This is a genomic window from Mycobacterium sp. 050128, assembly GCF_036409155.1.
Lineage (GTDB): Bacteria > Actinomycetota > Actinomycetes > Mycobacteriales > Mycobacteriaceae > Mycobacterium.
The window spans coordinates 1503339-1522074 of the sequence record NZ_JAZGLW010000001.1 but is presented as its reverse complement, the minus strand read 5'-3'; the positions used below and the strand labels follow the sequence as shown (position 1 = coordinate 1522074).

The following is an 18736-nucleotide window of genomic DNA, read 5'->3' as shown; positions in this document are numbered from 1 at the left end:
CCATTCCGCGATGTTTCGACGGATACAACTTGCCTGGTGGGGAGCCAGCCAAAAGGGGGTATACCCCCACGGATGAAACCGGGCATTCGCAAATACGGAGGGTCAAAATGAGCGGTCTGTTTGACATGGTGCCGGGCGCCGTCGACTTGTCGGCGGCGACAGAGGGAGCGATCAGCCAGGAGATGGCGGCTACCACCGCGGCCGGCTCGGCAGCCCTGGTCGGCGTGCTGCCGATGGCACCGGACGCCGATTCCATCGAATTCGCCGCCGCGCTGAACGCAACCGGTTCGGCCTACTTGGCGACCGCGGCCGAGCACGCCGGGCAACGCGCCGCCTTCTCGGGGGCGCAGGGTCTTGCCTCTGCCACAAACGTCGGCGTCGACGCAGCCAGTGCGGCCGCGAGCGCGATCTAAGCAGCCGGCATGCCCGACCCCAGGTGGACAGGTCCGCCCGAGATCGTTGCTCAGATCTTCGAGGAGGGCAATCCGGCGTCGGTCCTTGCCAACAACGCGGTGTGGGTCACCGAGACCACGAATAACGGAGTCGCGGCCGGTCTTTCCAGCGCCAACGCGCTGGCCACGGCCGCGCACTGGCAGGGCGTGGGCGCGATCTCCTCGATGATTACCAGTACCGGTCTCAATGCCGGACTGCAGACGCTGATGGGCTGGACCGCGGAGAAGATCGGCGTCACGACGGCGGCGGTCGAGGCCTTCATGCTCGCGAGGTCGACGGTCGTCCCGTCCGTGATGTCGCTGACCAACCGGTTCGAGTGGATCGTTTTGGCCCATACCAACTGGTTCGGGCAAAACACCATGCCTATGGGCGAGCGGGACGCCGAGTACTACGGCCACCACTGGCCGACGAACTCGACCATCGGCTGGGCCTACTCCAGCACGCTGGCCACGCTCGTCGCGGCGTTGGCCGTTCCCCCACCGGTGGCACCGATGGGCGCCTCGCCGGCCGCGCCGGCCGCGGCCGCCTCGGCCGTGGCACAGGCGGCGGCGCAGAGCGGAATGAACGGCGCGATGCAAGCAGGGAGTCAGGCGACGCAGGGTGCGGGCCAGGCAGCGGCGGCACCCGCCGAGGGCGGCAGCCAGCTCAGTTCAATGATGCAGCAGCCGCTGCAGATGATCTCCGGCCTGACCGGCCAGCTGCAACAGGTCGTCAAGGCCCCGATGGATGCCTTCCAGGGGATGGCCAGCATGCCGCAGGGCCTGATGCAGTCCTTGACGGGCGCGTTTTCCTCGGCCGGCGCGGGCAACGCAGGCGCGGCTGGTGCCGCCGCCGAGCCCGCCATGCTGGCCGGAGCGACCGGCCCGCTTGGCGGCGCGTCAGGGGGCGGTGGCGTGGGCGGGGGCGGCGGCTTCCCGGGCGCCGGCCTGACCAGCTACACCCGTCCGACCAGTAGTTTCGAGCCGGAGGCCGGCGGTAGGCCGACCAGCTTGCGCGCCGGCATGCTGAACGCTTCCGAGCTGCGTCCACCCACCTCCCCGACCAGCAGCGGCATGGGTGGCTCGCCGATGCCGATGTCTCCGGCCGGCATGCTGGGGCACGGCAAGGAAGGCCAAGCCGACAAGGACGTCACCCGTGCTCGGGTCGTCGTCGGCGGCGGCGAACCGACCGACGAGACCTAGCGGCGGCTTCCCTTTCGCCTATCTACCCGGCCCGGGCGGGCCCGCGAATGCCTGCGCGATCTCGAGCCACCGCTGCGCTTGGGGCCCATGTGCGGTGATGTCGAGGGCGCTCAGCGGGCGGCGCTGCGTCACCAAGAAGCAGAAGTCCTCGGCGGCCCCGGTGACACGTTCGGCCGCATCGGCCGGACCCCAGGACCAGACGTCGCCGCCGGGGGCACGGAGCTCGACCAGAAACGGCTCCGACGGCGGAGCCAGCTCGTTGACCACGAACGCGTAATCGCGAGTACGCACCCCCAGATGGGCGATCGAGCGCAATCGCGCGGTGGGCGCCCGCTTGACGCCGAGCGCGTCGGCGACGTCCAGCCCGTGCGCCCAGGTCTCCATCAACCGTGCGGTGGCCATCGACGCCGGGCTCATCGGCGGCCCGAACCACGGCAGCTTCCGGCTCTCGTCGACGGTGAGCAGCGCGTCGTGCAGCCGGTCCCGCGTGGCCCGCCATTCGCCCAGCAGTTCCGCCGGTGGCGTGACCGCCAGCTCCTCGGCGCCCGCGTCGACGAAGCCGAGGGGGTCCTGCATCGCGTCGGTCAACACCTCGGCGAACCCCGCCTCGTCGGTGACCGAGAGCAGCGCGACCCGATCGGTCCACCACAGGTGGGCGATCTGATGTGCGACGCTCCATCCCGGCGAGGGCGTCGGGTCGGCCCAGCGCGCCTCGGCCAGCGGCGCCACCAGCGCGTCGAGATCGTCGCTTTCGGCACGCAGGTCGGCCACCATCGGCCCGGCGTCAGCCATCTTGACCTCCTAGCGAGTGGTCGCCGGCTGACCGCGCCGGCCGACGACACTGTGTGCGACGAGTCCGGCCAGGTAGATCGCCGAACCGAACAGAACGAACGTCGGGGCGTGCCCGTCGGCGGGGATCAACGTCGCGGCCACCGTGATCGAGACGATGAACGACACCCAGAACAGCGCGTCCTGCACCGCGAACACGTGGCCGCGCAGCGCGTCGTCGACATCCATCTGCATCGCCGAGTCGGCGCACAGCTTGATCGTTTGGCCGGTGATGCCGAGGAAGAAGCTGCACCCCACCATGACCGGCAGTGTCAGCCCCACTCCAGCCAGTTGGACCAGTGCGGCCGCGGCCAATGCGCCGTTCGCGGCCGCGTAACGCCCCCAGCGACGCACCGTCGGCGGGGTCAGCAGCGTGGCGATGAACGACCCAAGGCCCGACGCGGCGAAGAACACCAGCGCGATCCCCAGCCCGCCGACCGCGGGGTTTTTCGTGTGATGCGCCAGCAACAGGATCACCAGCGAGTTGATACCGACCACCATTCGGTGCGATGCCAATCCGGACAACGCGGCAGCGACCGTCGGCGTAGACACCACCGTGCGCGCACCGTGCAACCACCCGGTGATCACGGCGTAGAGCACCGATCCGTGGATCGCCCGCTTGGTGTCGTCCGGTCCGAGCACCCGCGGGCCGAACCGCAGGGACAGCAGCAGCGCGACGCACACCGGAATCAACGCCATGAAGATGATGACGGACGCGCCCCGATCGCTCCCGCCGACGAACCACCGCGGGATCAGCATGAAGTTGGCGCCGAAGAAGGCCGCGATGGCGCCGGAGGCGGTGGCGAGCGAGTTCATCGTCACCACCTGCTCGCGCGGCACCACGTGCGGCAGCGACGCCGACAACCCCGAGGCCACGAACCGGGAAAAGCCGTTGAATAACAGCGCACCGAGCAGCAGCGGCATCTCGCCGGCACGTACCGCGAGAATCGTGCCGATCACCAGGATCAGGACCATGCGGCACGCATTGGCGCCGACCAGCACCCAGCGGCGGTCCCAGCGGTCCATCAGTGCCCCGGCGAACGGTCCCAGCAGCGAGTAGGGCAAGAACAGCACCGCGAATGCGAACGCGATCGACAGCGGATCGGCCGCCCGGTCCGGATTGAACAGCAGCGCGCCGGCCACCGTCGCCTGGAAAAGACCATCACCGAACTGGCTCGCCATGCGCACCTGGATCACCCGCCGGAAATCGGGCATGGCGCGCACCGACTGCCATAGTTCGACGGGTGCACGCGAGCGCATCCGGGTTTGGAACACAGGACCGACTTCCACGATTGGGCTGGACAAAGACGTCGCACGCGACGCCGCAGTAATAACAGTACAAATATTTACGCTCGGCGTTTGTTTGTGCCGAGTGATGCTGCGGGAGTGCGATGATGGAATGATGCCCCAGCCGGAAGATCCCGAAGACTACATCGCACCCGCTGCCCAGCGGGTGCGTGCGGGTACTTTGTTGCTGGCCAATACCGACCTCCTCGAACCGACGTTTCGGCGCAGCGTCATTTACATCGTCGAGCACAACGACGGCGGCACGCTGGGCGTGGTTCTCAACCGGTCCAGCGAGACCGCGGTCTACAACGTGTTGCCGCAGTGGGCCAAACTCGCCGCCAAGCCGAAGACGATGTTCATCGGTGGGCCGGTGAAGCGCGATGCCGCCCTGTGCCTGGCGGCCCTGCGGATCGGCGCCGACCCGCAGGGTGTGCCGGGTTTGCGACATGTCGCGGGACGGATCGTAATGGTCGACCTCGACGCCGAGCCCGATCTGATTGCCCCGCTGATCGAGGGTGTCCGGATCTACGCGGGATATTCGGGCTGGACCATTGGTCAGCTCGAGGGCGAGATCGAGCGCGACGACTGGATTGTATTGTCCGCGTTGCCATCTGATGTTCTCGTCGGGGCGAAGGAAGACTTGTGGGGCCAGGTTCTGCGCCGGCAGCCGTTGCCCCTGTCGTTGCTGGCCACCCACCCGATCGACGTCAGCCGAAACTAGGGCTCCTCCCCCACCTTCGACGGCGCCGGCGTTTCGTCGGCCGCACGCGCGAGCCTGGCGGCGATCACCGCGCACACCACCAGCTGGATCTGGTGGAAGATCATCAGCGGCAACATCGTCAGGCCCACGATGTTGCCGGGGAAAAACACCAGCGCCATCGGCAGCCCGGACGCGAGGCTCTTCTTCGAGCCACAGAACAGCAGCACGATCGCATCGGCGCGGTCCAGTCGCGCGATTCGGCCGGTCACTGTGGTGGCGACCAGCACGATGGCGAGCAGTCCCGCCGCGACCAAGGCAACCAGGACCAAGCGCCAGACGTCGACACTGAACCAGATGCCCTCGACCACGCCCATCGAGAAGGCCGTGTACACGACCAGCAGGATGGATCCCCGGTCGACGACCTTGAGCACCGCCGCATAGCGGCGGATCAACCCCGCGATCCACGGCCGCGCCAGCTGGCCGGCGCCAAACGGCGCCAACAGCTGCACGACGATGTCGCGGATCGAACTGCCGTCCACGTGGACCGCACCGCTGGTGTTCATCAGCAACACCACCAGCAGCGGGGTCAGCACGATGCCGAGGATGTTCGACAGCGACGCGCTGACAATGGCGGCCGAAACATGGCCCCGCGCAATCGAAGTGAACGCGATCGAGGACTGCACCGTCGACGGGACCAGGCACAGGAACAGCACGCCGTTGTAGAGATCCATCGTCAGGATCGAGGGCACCAACGCCCGAGCGGCCAGGCCCAGCAGCGGGAACAGCACGAACGTCGTGGCCAGCACGAGCAGGTGCAAACGCCATTGCCGCACGCCGTGCCAGGCTTGCTGCGGCGACAGTCGGGCGCCGTACAGGAAGAACAGCAGCGCGATCGCGGACTGCGCGGCGACCGATGCGGCCTTGGCGGCATCGCCGTGGGCGGGGAAGAGGGAGGCAATCGCGACGGTCGCGGCCAGGGCCAGCAGAAACAGATCGAAGATCGTCGACAAGCGCCTCAGCATGCTGGCCTATCGCATGAGGCGCGTCGGCGGGGCTTCGTCAGTGGCAGGACTGCGTGCAGACGCTGCACTCGCCGGCGCAACCGGGTGTGGCCGCCTCCTGGCGTAGCGCGAAGCGCGCGCTCTGCCACGAGCCTGCGGCCAGCGTGCCGAGGGCGCCGGCCACGCAGACGATCAGCACCACGAACGCCGTGTGCGCGGATGCGGCCAGTGCCACCACACCGCCGGCGGTAAGCATCACCGCTGCCGCCAATTGCGTCGGCGCCATTGCGCGCAATGCCAGTTGAGTGCCGTCGACGGCGTGGTTGTGAGACAGCGACCAAGCTCCGAACCCGGCGGAAGCCACCGCCGCACACACGCACACCACCCCAGCGATCAGCATTGCCTCACAATACGAGGCCGGTCAGGGATCCGCGCGCCGGGCTCCACACCCCTTGTGTCTGCGCCGAATTAGCGCGCGCCGAGGTTACTGAAGTTCGGCAGCGGCGGAAGCCCCGGTACGAGGGACAACAGATTGGGTGCGGGCTGCGGGGAGGGCAGCAGATTGGGCGCGGCCATCTGCGCGGGAAGCCGGACCGGCGCGCCGACGGGAGCCTGCGCGGGGACCGCGGCGGGTGCGATGGCGGGAGCCTGGGCGGGAACCGCGGCGGGGGCTTGCGCGGGAACGGCGGCGGGGGCTTGCGCGGGAACTGCGGCGGGGGCCTGCGCCGGAAGCGCGACGGGCGCGGCAGTCGGCGCGGGCGCGGGGGATTGGGCGGGCGCCGCGGCCCCGGGAGCGGCCACCCGGAATCCGTTGATGATCGCGTCGGTGGCGGGCGCATCACCGACGGCGACGGCCCGGTCGGTGGTCACCGACAGCGACACCAGGTACGTGTCGTGGCCCGAAGTGGCGAGGATGTGACGGCGCGAGGTGTTCAGCGTCATATCGCCCTCGCGGTAGGTGCCTTCGATCACCGACGACGGGAAGCCGTCGAAGTCGGCCATCGAAGCGTTCGTCGACTGCCAGGCCAGCAGCTTCTGGCTGTCGACGTAGCCGTGCGAGATGGCTTCCTTGGGGTCGAAGTTACCGACCAGCTTGTAGACCACGACCTGCGCGTTTGATGTGTAGACGCTGCTGCCCTGCCGGTCGGCGATCACCGCGAATGCGTCGGGCACATTGGGGTCGGGCACCTGGGTCCAGCGCGGGGGCACCGGCAGCGTGATGTCGAGCGCCTTGAACCCCTGCGGCTTCTGCGGCTCGAGCTTGACGCCCTTCGATTGGAAGTAGTCGCGCAGCGTTCCGGAGGCCGCGGGGGTGATGGCCGGCTGCGCCGGCGCGACGGCGGCGGCGTTAGGCGTCGCGGCCGGAGCCGCAATGCCGTTGGGCGCCGCGGGCGCAGCGGCAAGGCTTGGCGGTGCGAACGGATTCGCCGACGGTGGGGTGGGGAGGAATCGGTTGCTGTTGGCCGTGCTGCCCGGAGTCGCCGGAGGGTAGTACTGCTGCGCCGGTACCGGAACGATGGGACCCGGCGGGACGGGCGCCACAGGATCGGCCGAAGCCGTAGCACCCGAAAATAGGGCGAACCCGATCACACCGGCGGCGAGACCACCGGCGATTACGCGCCCGCGGGCGGCGATCTGAGTCATCTGTGTCGATCCTTCCGAATGGCTGGCCCACCAGCATCCGTGCGTATAGACGGTGACTGTAACCAGAGGTCAAAGCTGCTGGACAGGGCCGAAATAGAGCTGGGATGAACCTCTGATCTATGCGCAACGCAACCTTTATCAACCTGTGGCCGGCGGACCCGGCAAGTCGGCCCTTATACGCTGTTCAGGTGACCCAATCGCCCTCCACCTCGTCGCCGAGCATCCCTGCGGGTGCCCAGACGGAGTCCGACGCGCCGCCATTCCGTTACACGGCGGAACTGGCCGGCAGTATCGAGGGCACCTGGCAGGACAACTGGGCGCGGCTGGGAACATTCAATGTGCCTAACCCGGTGGGGTCGTTGGCCCCGACCGACGGCACCCCGGTGCCCGACGACAAGTTGTTCGTGCAGGACATGTTCCCGTACCCGTCAGGGGACGGGCTGCACGTCGGACACCCCTTGGGTTACATCGCCACCGACGTCTACGCCCGCTACTTCCGGATGATCGGCCGTAATGTACTGCACGCCTTAGGTTTTGATGCGTTTGGGCTGCCCGCTGAGCAATATGCGGTGCAAACCGGCACCCATCCGCGCACCAGGACCGAAGCCAACATCGTCAACTTCCGCCGGCAGTTGGGCCGGTTGGGCCTCGGGCACGACAGTCGGCGATCCTTCTCGACTACCGACGTCGAGTTTTACAAGTGGACGCAGTGGATCTTCCTGCGGATCTACAACGCGTGGTTCGACCCCGCGGCCGCCAAGGCCCGTCCGATCGACGAGCTGATCGCCGAATTCGATTTTGGTGCCCGTCGTCTCGACGACGGCCGGGACTGGGCGACATTGTCGGCGGGGGAGCGTGCCGACGTGATCGACGGCTACCGGCTGGTGTATAGGGCCGACTCAATGGTGAATTGGTGCCCCGGACTGGGCACGGTGCTGGCCAACGAAGAGGTCACCTCCGACGGCCGCAGCGACCGCGGCAACTTTCCGGTTTTCCGGAAACGGTTGCGGCAGTGGATGATGCGTATCACGGCGTACTCCGACCGGCTGCTCGACGACCTGGACGTGCTGGACTGGCCCGATCAGGTCAAGTCCATGCAACGCAACTGGATCGGCCGTTCCACCGGCGCAGAGGCGCTGTTCTCGGCGACCGTTCTCAACGGCGACCGCAAGGGCTCCGAAGTCGACATCGATGTGTTCACGACGCGACCCGACACCTTGTTTGGCGCAACCTATCTGGTGCTGGCTCCCGAGCACGACCTGGTCGACGAACTCGTCGCCCCCGCCTGGCCGGACGGCGTGGACCCCAGCTGGACGTACGGAGCCGTCACGCCCGCGGAAGCCGTCGCGGCCTACCGGCGCGCGATCGGCGCGAAGTCGGACCTCGAGCGCCAGGAGAGCAAAGAGAAGACCGGCGTCTTCCTGGGCAGCTATGCGACCAATCCGGCCAACGGCAAGCCGGTGCCCATCTTCATCGCCGACTACGTACTGGTGGGCTACGGCACCGGGGCCATCATGGCGGTGCCGGGCCACGATCAGCGTGACTGGGATTTTGCCAGCGCATTCCACTTGCCGATCGTGGAAGTCATTGCCGGCGGCGATGTTTCGGAATCCGCCTACGCGGGCGACGGCGAGCTGGTGAATGCCGGCTACCTCGACGGAATGGATGTCGCGGCGGCCAAGGAAGCCATCACCGCCCGGCTGGAGTCCGAGGGTCGCGGCCGGGCGCGGATCGAATTCAAGTTGCGGGACTGGCTTTTCGCGCGACAACGGTATTGGGGCGAACCGTTCCCAATCGTGTACGACAGCGACGGGCGCCCGCATGCGCTGAACGAGGCCGCGCTTCCGGTGGAGCTGCCCGACATCCCGGATTATTCGCCGGTGCTGTTCGACCCCGACGACGCCGACAGCGAGCCGTCGCCGCCGCTGGGCAAGGCAACCGACTGGGTGCACGTCGAGCTGGACTTGGGCGACGGCCTCAAGCCGTACACCCGCGACACGAATGTGATGCCGCAGTGGGCCGGCAGCTCATGGTACGAGCTGCGTTACACCGATCCGCATAACTCGGAACGGTTCTGCGCCAAGGAAAATGAGGCGTACTGGATGGGTCCGCGGCCGGCCGAGCACGGTGCGCAGGACCCCGGCGGCGTCGACCTGTACGTCGGGGGAGCAGAGCACGCGGTGCTGCACCTGCTCTATGCCAGGTTCTGGCATAAGGTCCTCTACGACCTGGGTTACGTCAGTTCGCGAGAGCCATACCGCCGGCTGGTCAATCAGGGATACATTCAGGCGTTTGCCTACACCGATTCGCGCGGGTCGTATGTCGCGGCCGACGAGGTGATCGAACGGGATAACAAGTTCTTCTACCCGGGGCCCGACGGCGAGATCGAGGTCTTTCAGGAATTCGGCAAAATCGGTAAGAGCCTGAAGAATTCGATCTCACCGGACACCATCTGTGACGAATACGGTGCGGACACCCTGCGGGTCTATGAGATGTCGATGGGCCCGCTCGAGGCGTCCCGGCCGTGGGCGACCAAGGACGTGATCGGCGCGCACCGTTTCTTGCAGCGGGTCTGGCGGCTGGTGGTCGACGAGAACACCGGCGAATCCCGGGTGGCCGATGAGCCGCAGCAGCTGAACGCCGAAACCCTGCGCGCACTGCATCGCACAGTCGAGGGCGTCGCGGAAGACTATGCGGCGCTGCGGAATAACACCGCCGCAGCCAAGCTGATCGAGTACACCAATCACCTCACCAAAGAGCATCGCGACGCGGTGCCCCGCGCTGCGGTCGAACCGCTGGTGCTGATGCTGGCACCGCTGGCCCCGCACCTGGCCGAGGAGTTGTGGTTGCGGCTGGGGCACACCACGTCGTTGGCGCACGGCCCGTTTCCGGAAGCCGACCCCGCTTACCTCGTCGACGACACCGTCGAGTACCCGGTGCAGGTCAACGGCAAGGTGCGCGGACGGGTGGTGGTGGCCGCCAACGCCGATGACGCCACCCTGAAAGCCGCCGCGCTGGGTGATGAAAAGGTCCAGGCGTTCTTGGCCGGGGCCACCCCCCGCAAGGTGATCGTGGTCGCCGGCCGGCTGGTCAATCTGGTGGTCTGAAGCCGATTACCGTCGGCCCGGTCGTAGCACCACTTCGTGGACGTGGCCGTCGCGTGGTGTGGCCACCGCTTGGGCGACCGCCGCGGCGACGGTTTCGGGCTGCAGGAATTTGTCGGCGTCGTACTCACCGCCCTCGAACGCGACCAGTTCGCGCTGCATCTCGGTGTCGGTGCGGCCGGGAAATATCGTGGTGACCCGCAGGTCCGGTTCGTCGATGCGCAGCGAGTCGGCGAACGCGCGCAATGCGAACTTGCTGGCCGAGTAGGACGCCATACCCGGTGAAACCGCGCGTCCCGCCCCGGAGTTGATGAACACCACCTGACCGCGAGCGCTGCGCAGGGCCGGTAACAGTTCTAGCGTAAGGGCCACCGCCCCAAAGACATTCACGCTGAAGGTGGCACGCCATTCGTCGACATGCGACTCGGCGACCCGACCCGGGACGGACACCCCCGCGTTGTGCACCAGCACGTCGAGCGCGTCCACGATTTCGCACGTTGCCGCGATCTCGTCGATGTCGGTCAAGTCCAGTGGGAAGGTGGTGGCGCCGAGTCGCTCCGCGACGGCGTCGAGCCGAGGCGAGGGCCGACCGGCCAGCAGCAGCGTATGCGTCGGGGCCAGCGCGGTGGCGATGGCGGAACCGATACCACCGCCGGCACCGGTGATGAGTGCAGTTGGCATGAAGCTCAGTCTACGGACAGCACCAATGCCGTTGGAAAACAGCTACTTTCACGCACGCTTGCGTGCGGGGGACTCTCCGCCGGCGGGACCCGACGTCGGCTCGCCCGAGGCCAGGTGCTCCAGCGGTGCCAGCGCTTTGGTCAGCATGTCCAGGTCGGACTCGTTGAGCTGGCTGAGCATCGCGGCCAGGGCCGCGTGCCGATTAGCCAGCGACTCGGCGTGAACGGCCCGGCCGCGCGGCGTGATGTCGACGAGAACGGCCCGCAGGTCGGACGGGTCGCGCGAGCGCTTCACCAGTCCGATCTTCTCCAGCCGGCGGATCGCCACGGTCGTGGTGGGCGTCCGCACCCGTTCGTGTGCGGCCAGATCCGTCATCCGGATCGGGCCTTGATCGAGCAAGGTGACCAGGATCGACAGCTGCGCCAACGTCAATTCGCCCGCCACCACTCCACTGGGATCACCGCGGCGCAGTATCGAAAACAGTTTGGACAGCGCGCGGTGCAAGCCTTCCGCAAGCTCGGTCACCTCGGCCGCGGTGGAGTCGCTGTCCGCCATAAGTCGGCAGTCTAGCCCGATATGGGGGCCGTACAAGGTAGCTACGGCGACTATTTTTAGCCCGTCAAAGCACTTGGGACAGGAATCGCTGCAGTCGTTCGGTCTTAGCCGCTTCGAATATCTGCTCTGGTGGCCCGGATTCCACCACCTTGCCGTGATCCATGAACACGACGATGTCCGACGTCGACCGGGCGAAACCCATTTCGTGCGTGACCACAATCATCGTCATCCCACCGGCGCCGAGGTCGGCGATGAGTTGCAAGGCGCCCTTGACCATCTCCGGATCCAGCGCGGATGTCGCCTCGTCGAAAAACATCACCTGCGGCCCCATGGCCAGCGCCCGGGCGATCGCAACCCGTTGCTGTTGGCCCCCCGACAGCATGCCGGGGCGGGCACCGGCCTTGTGCTTCAGGCCAACTCGCTCCAGCTGAGCCAGCGCGAGTTCCTTGGCCTCGTCCGCGGAGAGCCCGCGCAACTTGCGCGGGGCCAGCGCCACGTTCTTGAGGATGCTCAGATGCGGGAACAGGTTGTAATGCTGGAACACCATGCCGATGCGTTGACGGAGTTCGGCGGGATCGTCGTGCAGCACCGAGTGCCCGTCGAGCAGGATGTCGCCCTGGTCGGGTTCGTAGAGTCGGTTCAGTGCGCGCAGCAGCGTCGACTTACCCGACCCCGACGGTCCGACGACGGCCACCGTGGTGCCCGCGGCGGCTTCGAAGCTGACGCCACGCAGTACCTTGTTCCCGCCGAGGGTTTTGTGAATGTCCCTGGCTTCCAACGAGACTGATGCGTGGCTTGCGGTGTGGTCGGTCATGTCATCCCCGGGCCGAGGGTGGAGCTGAAAATGGCGGCAGACTCTTCTGATTCGTCGCTGGAGCCGCCGCGGCGCAGCCGCGCGTCGATGTAGTTCACCAAATGCGTTAACGGAACAGTCAATAACAGATAGAAGAGGCCCGCGGCCACCAACGGCGAGAGGTTGCCGGTCTGCGCGTTGAGGTCGCGGCCTACTTGAAACAGCTCTCGCTCCTGGGCCACCAGACCCAGGAAGTACACCAGCGCCGAGCCCTTCAGCAGCGCGATGGCCTGATTGACCAGCGCGGGCAACACCCGCCGCACCCCCTGCGGCACCACGACCAGCCGCATCGCGGCCGGATAACTGAATCCGAGTGCGCGCGCGGCCTCCAGCTGGCCGGAGTCGACGCTCTGGATTCCCGAGCGCAGAATCTCGCCGATGTAGGCGGCCGCCATCAAGCCCAGCGCGGCGATACCCAACGGGTACGGGTTGTTGTTCGTCAGCCCACCCACCAGTGGTCCGATCCCCATCCCGATGATCAAGATGATCACGACCTCGGGAAGACCGCGGAAGATGTCGGTATAGATCCGCGCCGGCCAGCGCAGCCACCATGAGTTCGACATGCCCGCCATGGCCAGCACCATGCCGAACACCAGCCCGATCGCCAGCGCGCTGTTAGTCAGGATCAACGTGTTGGGAAGTCCCGTCATAAGCAAAGCGGGGACGGCCTGTTTGTAGAGATCCCAGTCCAAGAACTGGTCACCCAGTTGTGCGAGTACGGATTTCGGGGCCGGCGGGTGCGTCGACCTGTGGTGGTTGCTGGCCGCTATCGCGGCGAAGTCCGGCAGCTGCGGTACCGGGGCGGCCCGGGATCCGGGTTTCCAGCCCGGTGGCAACGGGCGTGGGACCCATTCCGAGTAGAGCTTCGACCAGGTGCCGTCGGCGATGACGGCGTCCAGCGCGGAGTTCAGCGCAGAGATCAGTGCCGGGTTGTCGTTGGCAACCGGGTACGCGACGAAGTCGCCGGCGCTGAACTCGTTGGCCACCACCACCGCCGGATCGCCCGGGTGCATCACGTTGGTGGCCAACGCCGCCGGCGCGACCCAGGCGTCGATCTGGTGGGTCTTGAGGCTGGCGTACACGGTGGAGAAGCCGGGGTACTTCACCGGTTGCAGGTGCAGGGTGTCGACGACATAGGACTCCTCGACGGTGCCCTGGACGACGCCGATTCGTTGGCCCTCGGCGAGATCACTGAAGCTTTTGATCGGCGACCCGGGTGGCACGATCAGCGCGTAGTAGCCGAAGTCGTAGCCGTTGGTAAACCCGACGGTGCGCCGCCGGGCAGCGGTGGCTTTCACCGATGACGAGCCCACGTCGAAGCGCCGCGACGCCACTTCGGCAAGCAATGCGGAGAAATCGGTACTGGCGAAACGGACTTGCAGGCCCAGCTTTTTCGCCATCGCGGTCAGCAGCTGATTGTCGAATCCGCTGAAGGTGCCGTTCGCGTCAACACAGACCGAGGGCGGGGCATCCGACAGGGTGCCGACGTTCAGGACGCCCGGTGAGTTCAGGCCCAACGCGTTGACGTTGATCTCGCTGAGCGGCTCCACCGAGGCGGTCGTGTGGTCGTCGTCGCGTCCGACGCCGCCGACGGTGGTCAGGTCTTTCGGTAAGGCGGACGCGCTCTCGGGTCCGCCCGGCGCGCATTGGTTGCGGTCGGCGAACGCGGGTCCGGCCAGCACCAGGCTGACCACGATCACAATTGTCGCGGTTAGTCCGAACAGCTTGGCGCCGCACTTCGCGCGCGGGCCTTCGCACGAGTTCATCACCGCCACCGTATCTATCGGGCGGCAACTCGTCGCGGCGAGAGTCGATTTAGAGCGCCATCGACGGCTCGGCGCAGACCGCCTCCGTCTTCGCCAGGACGGGAAGCGGCCCGGCAACAACCCGGCGAATGTCGTCGGGTGCGGCGAAAACCCTGCGCCGGAACAGTTCGGCCAGCATGGTCTGCGCCATCAGGTGGGCGCGGCCGACGCATGCCGCCCGCGCGGCGTCCGGGTCGCGGCGGTGGATCGCCGACGTTTCGTCCTCGTAGTAGGGCAGCACATCGTCGCGATTGTTCTGGTAGCTCATCCAGAAGGCGTGCGGGATGAGGTCTTCTGAGGCACGGATAGTGGCGTGCAGTCGCGGCCCGGCGTATTCGTCGTTGACGGTGCGCCGGTACTCAGCGGTGAATTCGGAAAAGACCCGGGAGTCCTTCGCGGTGCGCATCGAGCGCATCAGCGAATCGAGCTGCCCGAGGATCCGCGGCGTCGGGTTGCTCGCGGCGCGCGCCGAGGCGATGCCGTTGAGCATGCCGTCAAGCTCGTGATGCTCGAGGACGGTGGCTTCATCGAATCGCTCGACGAACGCGCCCCGGTGATAGCGGGTCGACACGATGCCGTCGTGCTCGAGCTCGATCAGGGCCTCTTGAATCGGCACGCGACTGACTCCCAAGCCGAGCGCGATCTCGTTGCGATCGACGCGGTCGCCGCTGCGCAGCTTGCCCGTCAGCACCAGGTTGAGGATGTGGTTGACAACCTGGTCCTTTTCCTTGACCCCATATTTCTTCGGCATGAGTCTCTCTCAAGTCTGTTGCAGCTCCGCACCAGCGATCAGCGGTGGAAAGTTTCTCATGTATTTGCGCATTCGTTAAGGTGTTTGGCGGATGAATTGGAGGCAAACCCCAATTAACGCGCGTCGCGCCAGCGGCACAATGCCTCGGCCGCGCCCAGGTCGTAATCCGGACCATTGACGCCGACCGTCAACAGCGTCACCCCCAACGCGGTCAGCCCCTCGGCGTTGGCGATCAACCCGTCGACCCCTTCGCCGCGGCGCACACCGCTGTTGTCCTCCACGCCGGCCGACCGCTCGATCGTGGACGGGTCGCGCCCGAACGCGGCGCAATGCTCGTCCAGCACGGCCGCGGCGGCCGGGTAGGTATCGACAGTGGTGAAGCCGTGCCAGATGTCGCCGTACTCGGCAACCAGTCGCAGGGTCTTTCGCGGACCCTTGCCGCCGATCAGTATCGGGATGTCGCGGGTGGGTGCGGGATTGAGCTTGCTCAGCCGCGACGTGATCCGGGGGAAGGCCGCGGCCAGGTCGTCGAGGCGGCTGCCCGCGGTACCGAATTCGTAGCCGTACTCGTCGTAGTCCTTTTCCTTCCAACCGGATCCGATACCCAGGATCAACCGGCCCTCGGAAATGTGGTCGACGGTGCGCGCCATGTCGGCGAGCAGTTCCGGATTGCGATACGAGTTGCACGTCACCAGCGCGCCGAACTCGATGCGCGACGTCTGCTCGGCCCAGGCCGCCAGCACCGTCCAGCATTCGAAATGCGCGCCGTCGGGATCACCGTAGAGCGGGAAGAAGTGATCCCAGGTGAATGCGACGTCGACACCCATGTCCTCGCAGCGCCGCACGGCGTCACGGATGTGGCGGTATTCGGGCGCGTGCTGAGGCTGCAGTTGTACACCGATGCGAACGGGGTGGGTCATACGACCACCGTAGGAGCCCGGGCCTCTCAGCCTGCGTTGAGGACCCCGGTCAATAGTTCGATCAGCGCGCGGGGCTGATCGCTTTGCACGGAATGTCCGGAGTTGGCGACAACGTGAACCTGACGGAAATGCGTTGTGCGCTTGGTGAGTTCGTCGGCGTCCTCGTCCGTGACGAAGGGTGACGAGCCGCCGCGCACCAGGGTGACGGGTGCGGTCAACGCGTCCACGTCGTTCCACAAATCGCCGAAGTCCGGGACTTTGCGGATGGTGTCGTAGCGCCACGCCCAGTTCCCGTTCTCCAGCCGTCGGGAGTTGTGGAACACGCCGCGGCGCAGTGCCTTGACCTCGCGGTGGGGTGCCGCGGCGACCGTCAGGTCGAGCATGGCCTGGAAGCTGGGGAACTCGCGCTCGCCCTGTACCAGCGCGACGGTGCCCTGCTGCTCGGTGGTCAGCTCGGCGTAGCGGTGCAATGCCGACGGTGTGACGTCCACGAGAACGAGTTCGCGCACCAGTTCCGGTGCGATCGCGCCGAGCCGGATCCCGGTCAGCCCGCCCAGCGACATGCCCACGACCAGGTCGGCGTCGGGCGCGAAGTCGCGCAGCACCGGCGCCACGGCATCGGCGTTGTGCTGCGGCGAGTAGTCGCCGTCTGCACGCCAGCCGGAATGGCCATGGCCGGGCAGGTCGACCGCCAGCGCCGGTACCCCGAGCCCGACGATGACGGTGTCCCAGGTGTGGGCGTTCTGTCCACCACCGTGCAGAAAGACGATTCGCGGCGCAGTGCCGCCCCAGCGCAGCGCGCTGATGGAGCCGTTCGGCGTTTCGGCCTCGATCCGTTCCACGTCCGGCAGCCGACCGGTCACGCCGGCCTGCTCGGCGTTCTCGGACAGCAGCGAGAATTCGGACAGCCCGGCCAGTTCGTCTTCGGAGATCTCGGTCACGATCTCTGACATTAGAGGAAGTAACGGCGCCGAATGCCGTGGAATCGATCCCACATTGCGGCGCTGCGCTGCGCGCCGCTCATGGTCGCGGTGTCCGGCGGAAGCAGGCGCGCGATGTCGTCGTGTTTGACGACTTTGGTGTGCAGCACGGCGGGCTCGCCCTCGAGCATGTGGCGATAGGTCAGGTTCCCGCGTTCGAAGCCCTGGGTGTCCAGCCAGTTGTGGACATTCGGATCACGATGCGCCATGACCAGGCGGATGCGCCCGTCGCCATCGATTTTGGTGCGGCTGGGGGTGTAGCTCACCGGGCGGTAGAGGTAATCCATGCTGTTGAAGAACACACCCATATTGGTGAACATCCACAGCCCGTCGTGGGCGTCGAATTCGACGATCAGCGCCTCGTCGGGTGCGAGCTCCCAGTACATGTTGGCGGCGGCGCGGCCCCGCTTGCTGTCCGCTTCGGTGGTAGCGCCTCCTGCAATGGTGGGAAACGCGTTGGGATGCTCGGCGTCGACGCCGCCGTAGGTGAACGGAAATTCGGGCCAGTCCGACATCAGGCCGGTGACGAAATCGCCGGCCCATTCCATCGCCTCGATCATGACCTGCGGGCTGGGCAGCGGTTTGGGGTCGGCCATGTCGACCCGCTCGATCCGCAGCCGCGCTGGCAGCTCATCCCACGCGTCGAATCCTTGGCGGATGAACAGCTTTCGCGAGTGCACGGTAGTGGGTAGCCAGTTGGGACCGCGCTCGGGCCCACCGATGTAGATCTCGAATTCACCGTCGTCGCCGACGCTCAGTTGACGCCCGAACAGGTTGGCCTCGGGCGTGTCACCGAACGGCTCGTGTAGCACGCCGGGCCCGGGGATCCGCGCGCCCTGCACGGTGACGTTGAAAAACGCTGCGGTTCCGCGTTTTCCGTATAAGCGGTAGGTCGACTGGCCGTCGATCCAGACCTGCTGGTAGGTGAAATCGGCACAGTCGCCACCGAGCTTGCGGGTCGGACCGCAGAACGTGTGCAGCACCGGGTAGCCGGTGTCGCGGGTCTCGAGCGACAGATCGAATGCCTGGCCCAGGTTCTGCGTCAGGAAGCGGAACGCGTCGACCCGCTGCGTCCCCGACGTGGCGTTGGCGTCCTTGAAGACCTGCTCGCCCGCCCGCTGCAGCTGCGCGCAGAACTCGACCCACGCCGAGCGCAGCGCCGCATCGTCCGCACCGTCACCGAAAGCCATTGTCACGCACCCAATCTGTCCAGCATCGCACCGATGACAGCGCAGGCGCGGCGGGCGGATTCGAGACGGCCCTCCTGCTCGATTCGCGGCCCGATCAATTCCAGGTCGAACCCGTGCGAGTAGCCGCGCGCCAGCGCGTTGGCGACGAATCCTTCGATCGGAATCGCCCCGTCCCCGGGGACCGCCCGGCCCGGCAGCGCGCGATCGCCGAGTACGTAGTCGCTGAGCTGGATGAGCTCGGTTCGCGGCAGGGCGCGCTGCACCATTGCGTCGAAATCGCCTTCCGCCCAACAGTGAAACACGTCGATGCAGACACCCAGCCCACTCATCTCGGCCAGCGTAACGGTGTCGCGCAGGGTATGGGCCAGATGCAGGTCGGCATACAGGCTGGAGGCGTTCTCGACGGCCAACGCCACACCGGCCCGTTGGGCGTGCGCGACGCAGGGGGCGATCATCGTGCGGAACCGGTCGGCGGCCCGGTTCCACGTGAGGGTGTCCCGGCCCCCGGTGAGCAGGTAGATCATTCGCGCCCCGACGCCGGCCGCGGCGTCGATCACCGGCATCAGAGCATCCTGCGCGGCCCGCGGGTCGGAGGTCAGCCGACCGCCGGCGAACAGATGATAGACCGCCTCGACAGTATAGTCGTTGCGCTGCAGCAGCTTTGGAAATTCCGGGTCGAGCAGCTGGCTGTCCAGGACGCTCAGCCGGGATACGCCGAGCGCCGCCCAGTGGGTTTCCAGCTCGGCCAATTCGGCACCGTAGAACGTGACGTTGTGCACCGACAGACGCGGGTGGGCCGGCAT

The 18736-nt window shown here is 66.8% G+C and carries 18 protein-coding genes; 4 read left to right on the top strand and 14 right to left on the bottom strand.

Annotation, left to right across the window (positions count from 1 at the left end):
* Nucleotides 1-107 precede the first annotated feature (107 nt).
* Entirely contained in the window at nt 108-413 is a 306-nt protein-coding gene (locus SKC41_RS07385) for a PE family protein (protein ID WP_330977033.1), read from the top strand.
* Between the two features lie 9 nt (nt 414-422).
* Complete coding sequence (locus SKC41_RS07380) at nt 423-1634, top strand: PPE domain-containing protein (RefSeq protein ID WP_330977032.1); 1212 nt, start codon at nt 423-425, stop codon at nt 1632-1634.
* 18 nt (nt 1635-1652) lie between these two features.
* On the opposite strand, the gene SKC41_RS07375 is transcribed toward SKC41_RS07380, so the two are convergent.
* Complete coding sequence (locus tag SKC41_RS07375) at nt 1653-2426, bottom strand: TIGR03084 family metal-binding protein (RefSeq protein WP_330977031.1); 774 nt, start codon at nt 2424-2426, stop codon at nt 1653-1655.
* 9 nt (nt 2427-2435) lie between these two features.
* Nucleotides 2436-3722 carry an MFS transporter gene (locus SKC41_RS07370; RefSeq protein ID WP_330978785.1) on the bottom strand — a complete coding sequence of 429 codons (1287 nt, stop codon included), beginning with the start codon at nt 3720-3722 and terminating at the stop codon, nt 2436-2438.
* A 139-nt stretch (nt 3723-3861) separates the two neighbouring features.
* On the opposite strand from SKC41_RS07370, the gene SKC41_RS07365 reads away from it, so the two are divergent.
* Entirely contained in the window at nt 3862-4470 is a 609-nt protein-coding gene (locus SKC41_RS07365) for a YqgE/AlgH family protein (protein WP_096291461.1), read from the top strand.
* On the opposite strand, the gene SKC41_RS07360 is transcribed toward SKC41_RS07365, so the two are convergent.
* The 3 genes from SKC41_RS07360 to SKC41_RS07350 form a co-directional block, all read right to left on the bottom strand.
* Nucleotides 4467-5471: a bile acid:sodium symporter family protein gene (locus SKC41_RS07360; protein ID WP_330977030.1), complete on the bottom strand. Its 1005-nt coding sequence runs from the start codon at nt 5469-5471 to the stop codon at nt 4467-4469. The genes SKC41_RS07365 and SKC41_RS07360 overlap by 4 nt on opposite strands.
* Nucleotides 5472-5508: 37 nt before the next feature.
* Nucleotides 5509-5850, bottom strand: a complete 342-nt coding sequence (locus SKC41_RS07355; protein WP_330977029.1) for a hypothetical protein — start codon at nt 5848-5850, stop codon at nt 5509-5511.
* A 68-nt stretch (nt 5851-5918) separates the two neighbouring features.
* The gene (locus SKC41_RS07350; RefSeq protein WP_330977028.1) at nt 5919-7094 is read right to left on the bottom strand and encodes an LpqN/LpqT family lipoprotein; all 1176 of its coding nucleotides are present in this window, start codon (nt 7092-7094) and stop codon (nt 5919-5921) included.
* A gap of 188 nt (nt 7095-7282) precedes the next feature.
* On the opposite strand from SKC41_RS07350, the gene leuS reads away from it, so the two are divergent.
* On the top strand, nt 7283-10201 hold the full coding sequence (gene leuS, locus SKC41_RS07345) for a leucine--tRNA ligase (RefSeq protein WP_330977027.1): 2919 nt from the start codon (nt 7283-7285) through the stop codon (nt 10199-10201).
* 6 nt (nt 10202-10207) lie between these two features.
* Here leuS and SKC41_RS07340 read toward each other — a convergent pair whose 3' ends face one another.
* The 9 genes from SKC41_RS07340 to SKC41_RS07300 all read right to left on the bottom strand — a co-directional run bounded on the left by SKC41_RS07340 (nt 10208) and on the right by SKC41_RS07300 (nt 18736).
* Nucleotides 10208-10879, bottom strand: coding sequence for an SDR family oxidoreductase (locus SKC41_RS07340; protein ID WP_330977026.1), 672 nt, complete (start codon nt 10877-10879; stop codon nt 10208-10210).
* A gap of 48 nt (nt 10880-10927) precedes the next feature.
* The gene (locus SKC41_RS07335; RefSeq protein ID WP_090598062.1) at nt 10928-11434 is read right to left on the bottom strand and encodes a MarR family winged helix-turn-helix transcriptional regulator; all 507 of its coding nucleotides are present in this window, start codon (nt 11432-11434) and stop codon (nt 10928-10930) included.
* Between the two features lie 64 nt (nt 11435-11498).
* The gene (locus SKC41_RS07330) at nt 11499-12248 is read right to left on the bottom strand and encodes an amino acid ABC transporter ATP-binding protein (protein WP_330977025.1); all 750 of its coding nucleotides are present in this window, start codon (nt 12246-12248) and stop codon (nt 11499-11501) included.
* On the bottom strand, nt 12245-14053 hold the full coding sequence (locus tag SKC41_RS07325) for an ABC transporter substrate-binding protein/permease (RefSeq protein WP_330977024.1): 1809 nt from the start codon (nt 14051-14053) through the stop codon (nt 12245-12247). The genes SKC41_RS07330 and SKC41_RS07325 overlap by 4 nt, the downstream gene beginning before the upstream one ends.
* Before the next feature lie 49 nt (nt 14054-14102).
* Nucleotides 14103-14843 (bottom strand): GntR family transcriptional regulator, encoded by a 741-nt coding sequence (locus SKC41_RS07320; RefSeq protein ID WP_330977023.1) that lies wholly within the window; start codon nt 14841-14843, stop codon nt 14103-14105.
* A 113-nt stretch (nt 14844-14956) separates the two neighbouring features.
* Entirely contained in the window at nt 14957-15763 is an 807-nt protein-coding gene (locus tag SKC41_RS07315) for an LLM class F420-dependent oxidoreductase (RefSeq protein ID WP_330977022.1), read from the bottom strand.
* 26 nt (nt 15764-15789) lie between these two features.
* A complete protein-coding gene (locus SKC41_RS07310; protein WP_330977021.1) occupies nt 15790-16716 on the bottom strand; it encodes an alpha/beta fold hydrolase in 927 nt (308 codons plus the stop codon).
* The gene (locus tag SKC41_RS07305; RefSeq protein ID WP_330977020.1) at nt 16716-17933 is read right to left on the bottom strand and encodes a DUF1214 domain-containing protein; all 1218 of its coding nucleotides are present in this window, start codon (nt 17931-17933) and stop codon (nt 16716-16718) included. Before SKC41_RS07305 ends, SKC41_RS07310 begins: the two co-directional genes overlap by 1 nt.
* Before the next feature lie 2 nt (nt 17934-17935).
* Nucleotides 17936-18736, bottom strand: a complete 801-nt coding sequence (locus SKC41_RS07300) for a sugar phosphate isomerase/epimerase family protein (protein ID WP_330978784.1) — start codon at nt 18734-18736, stop codon at nt 17936-17938.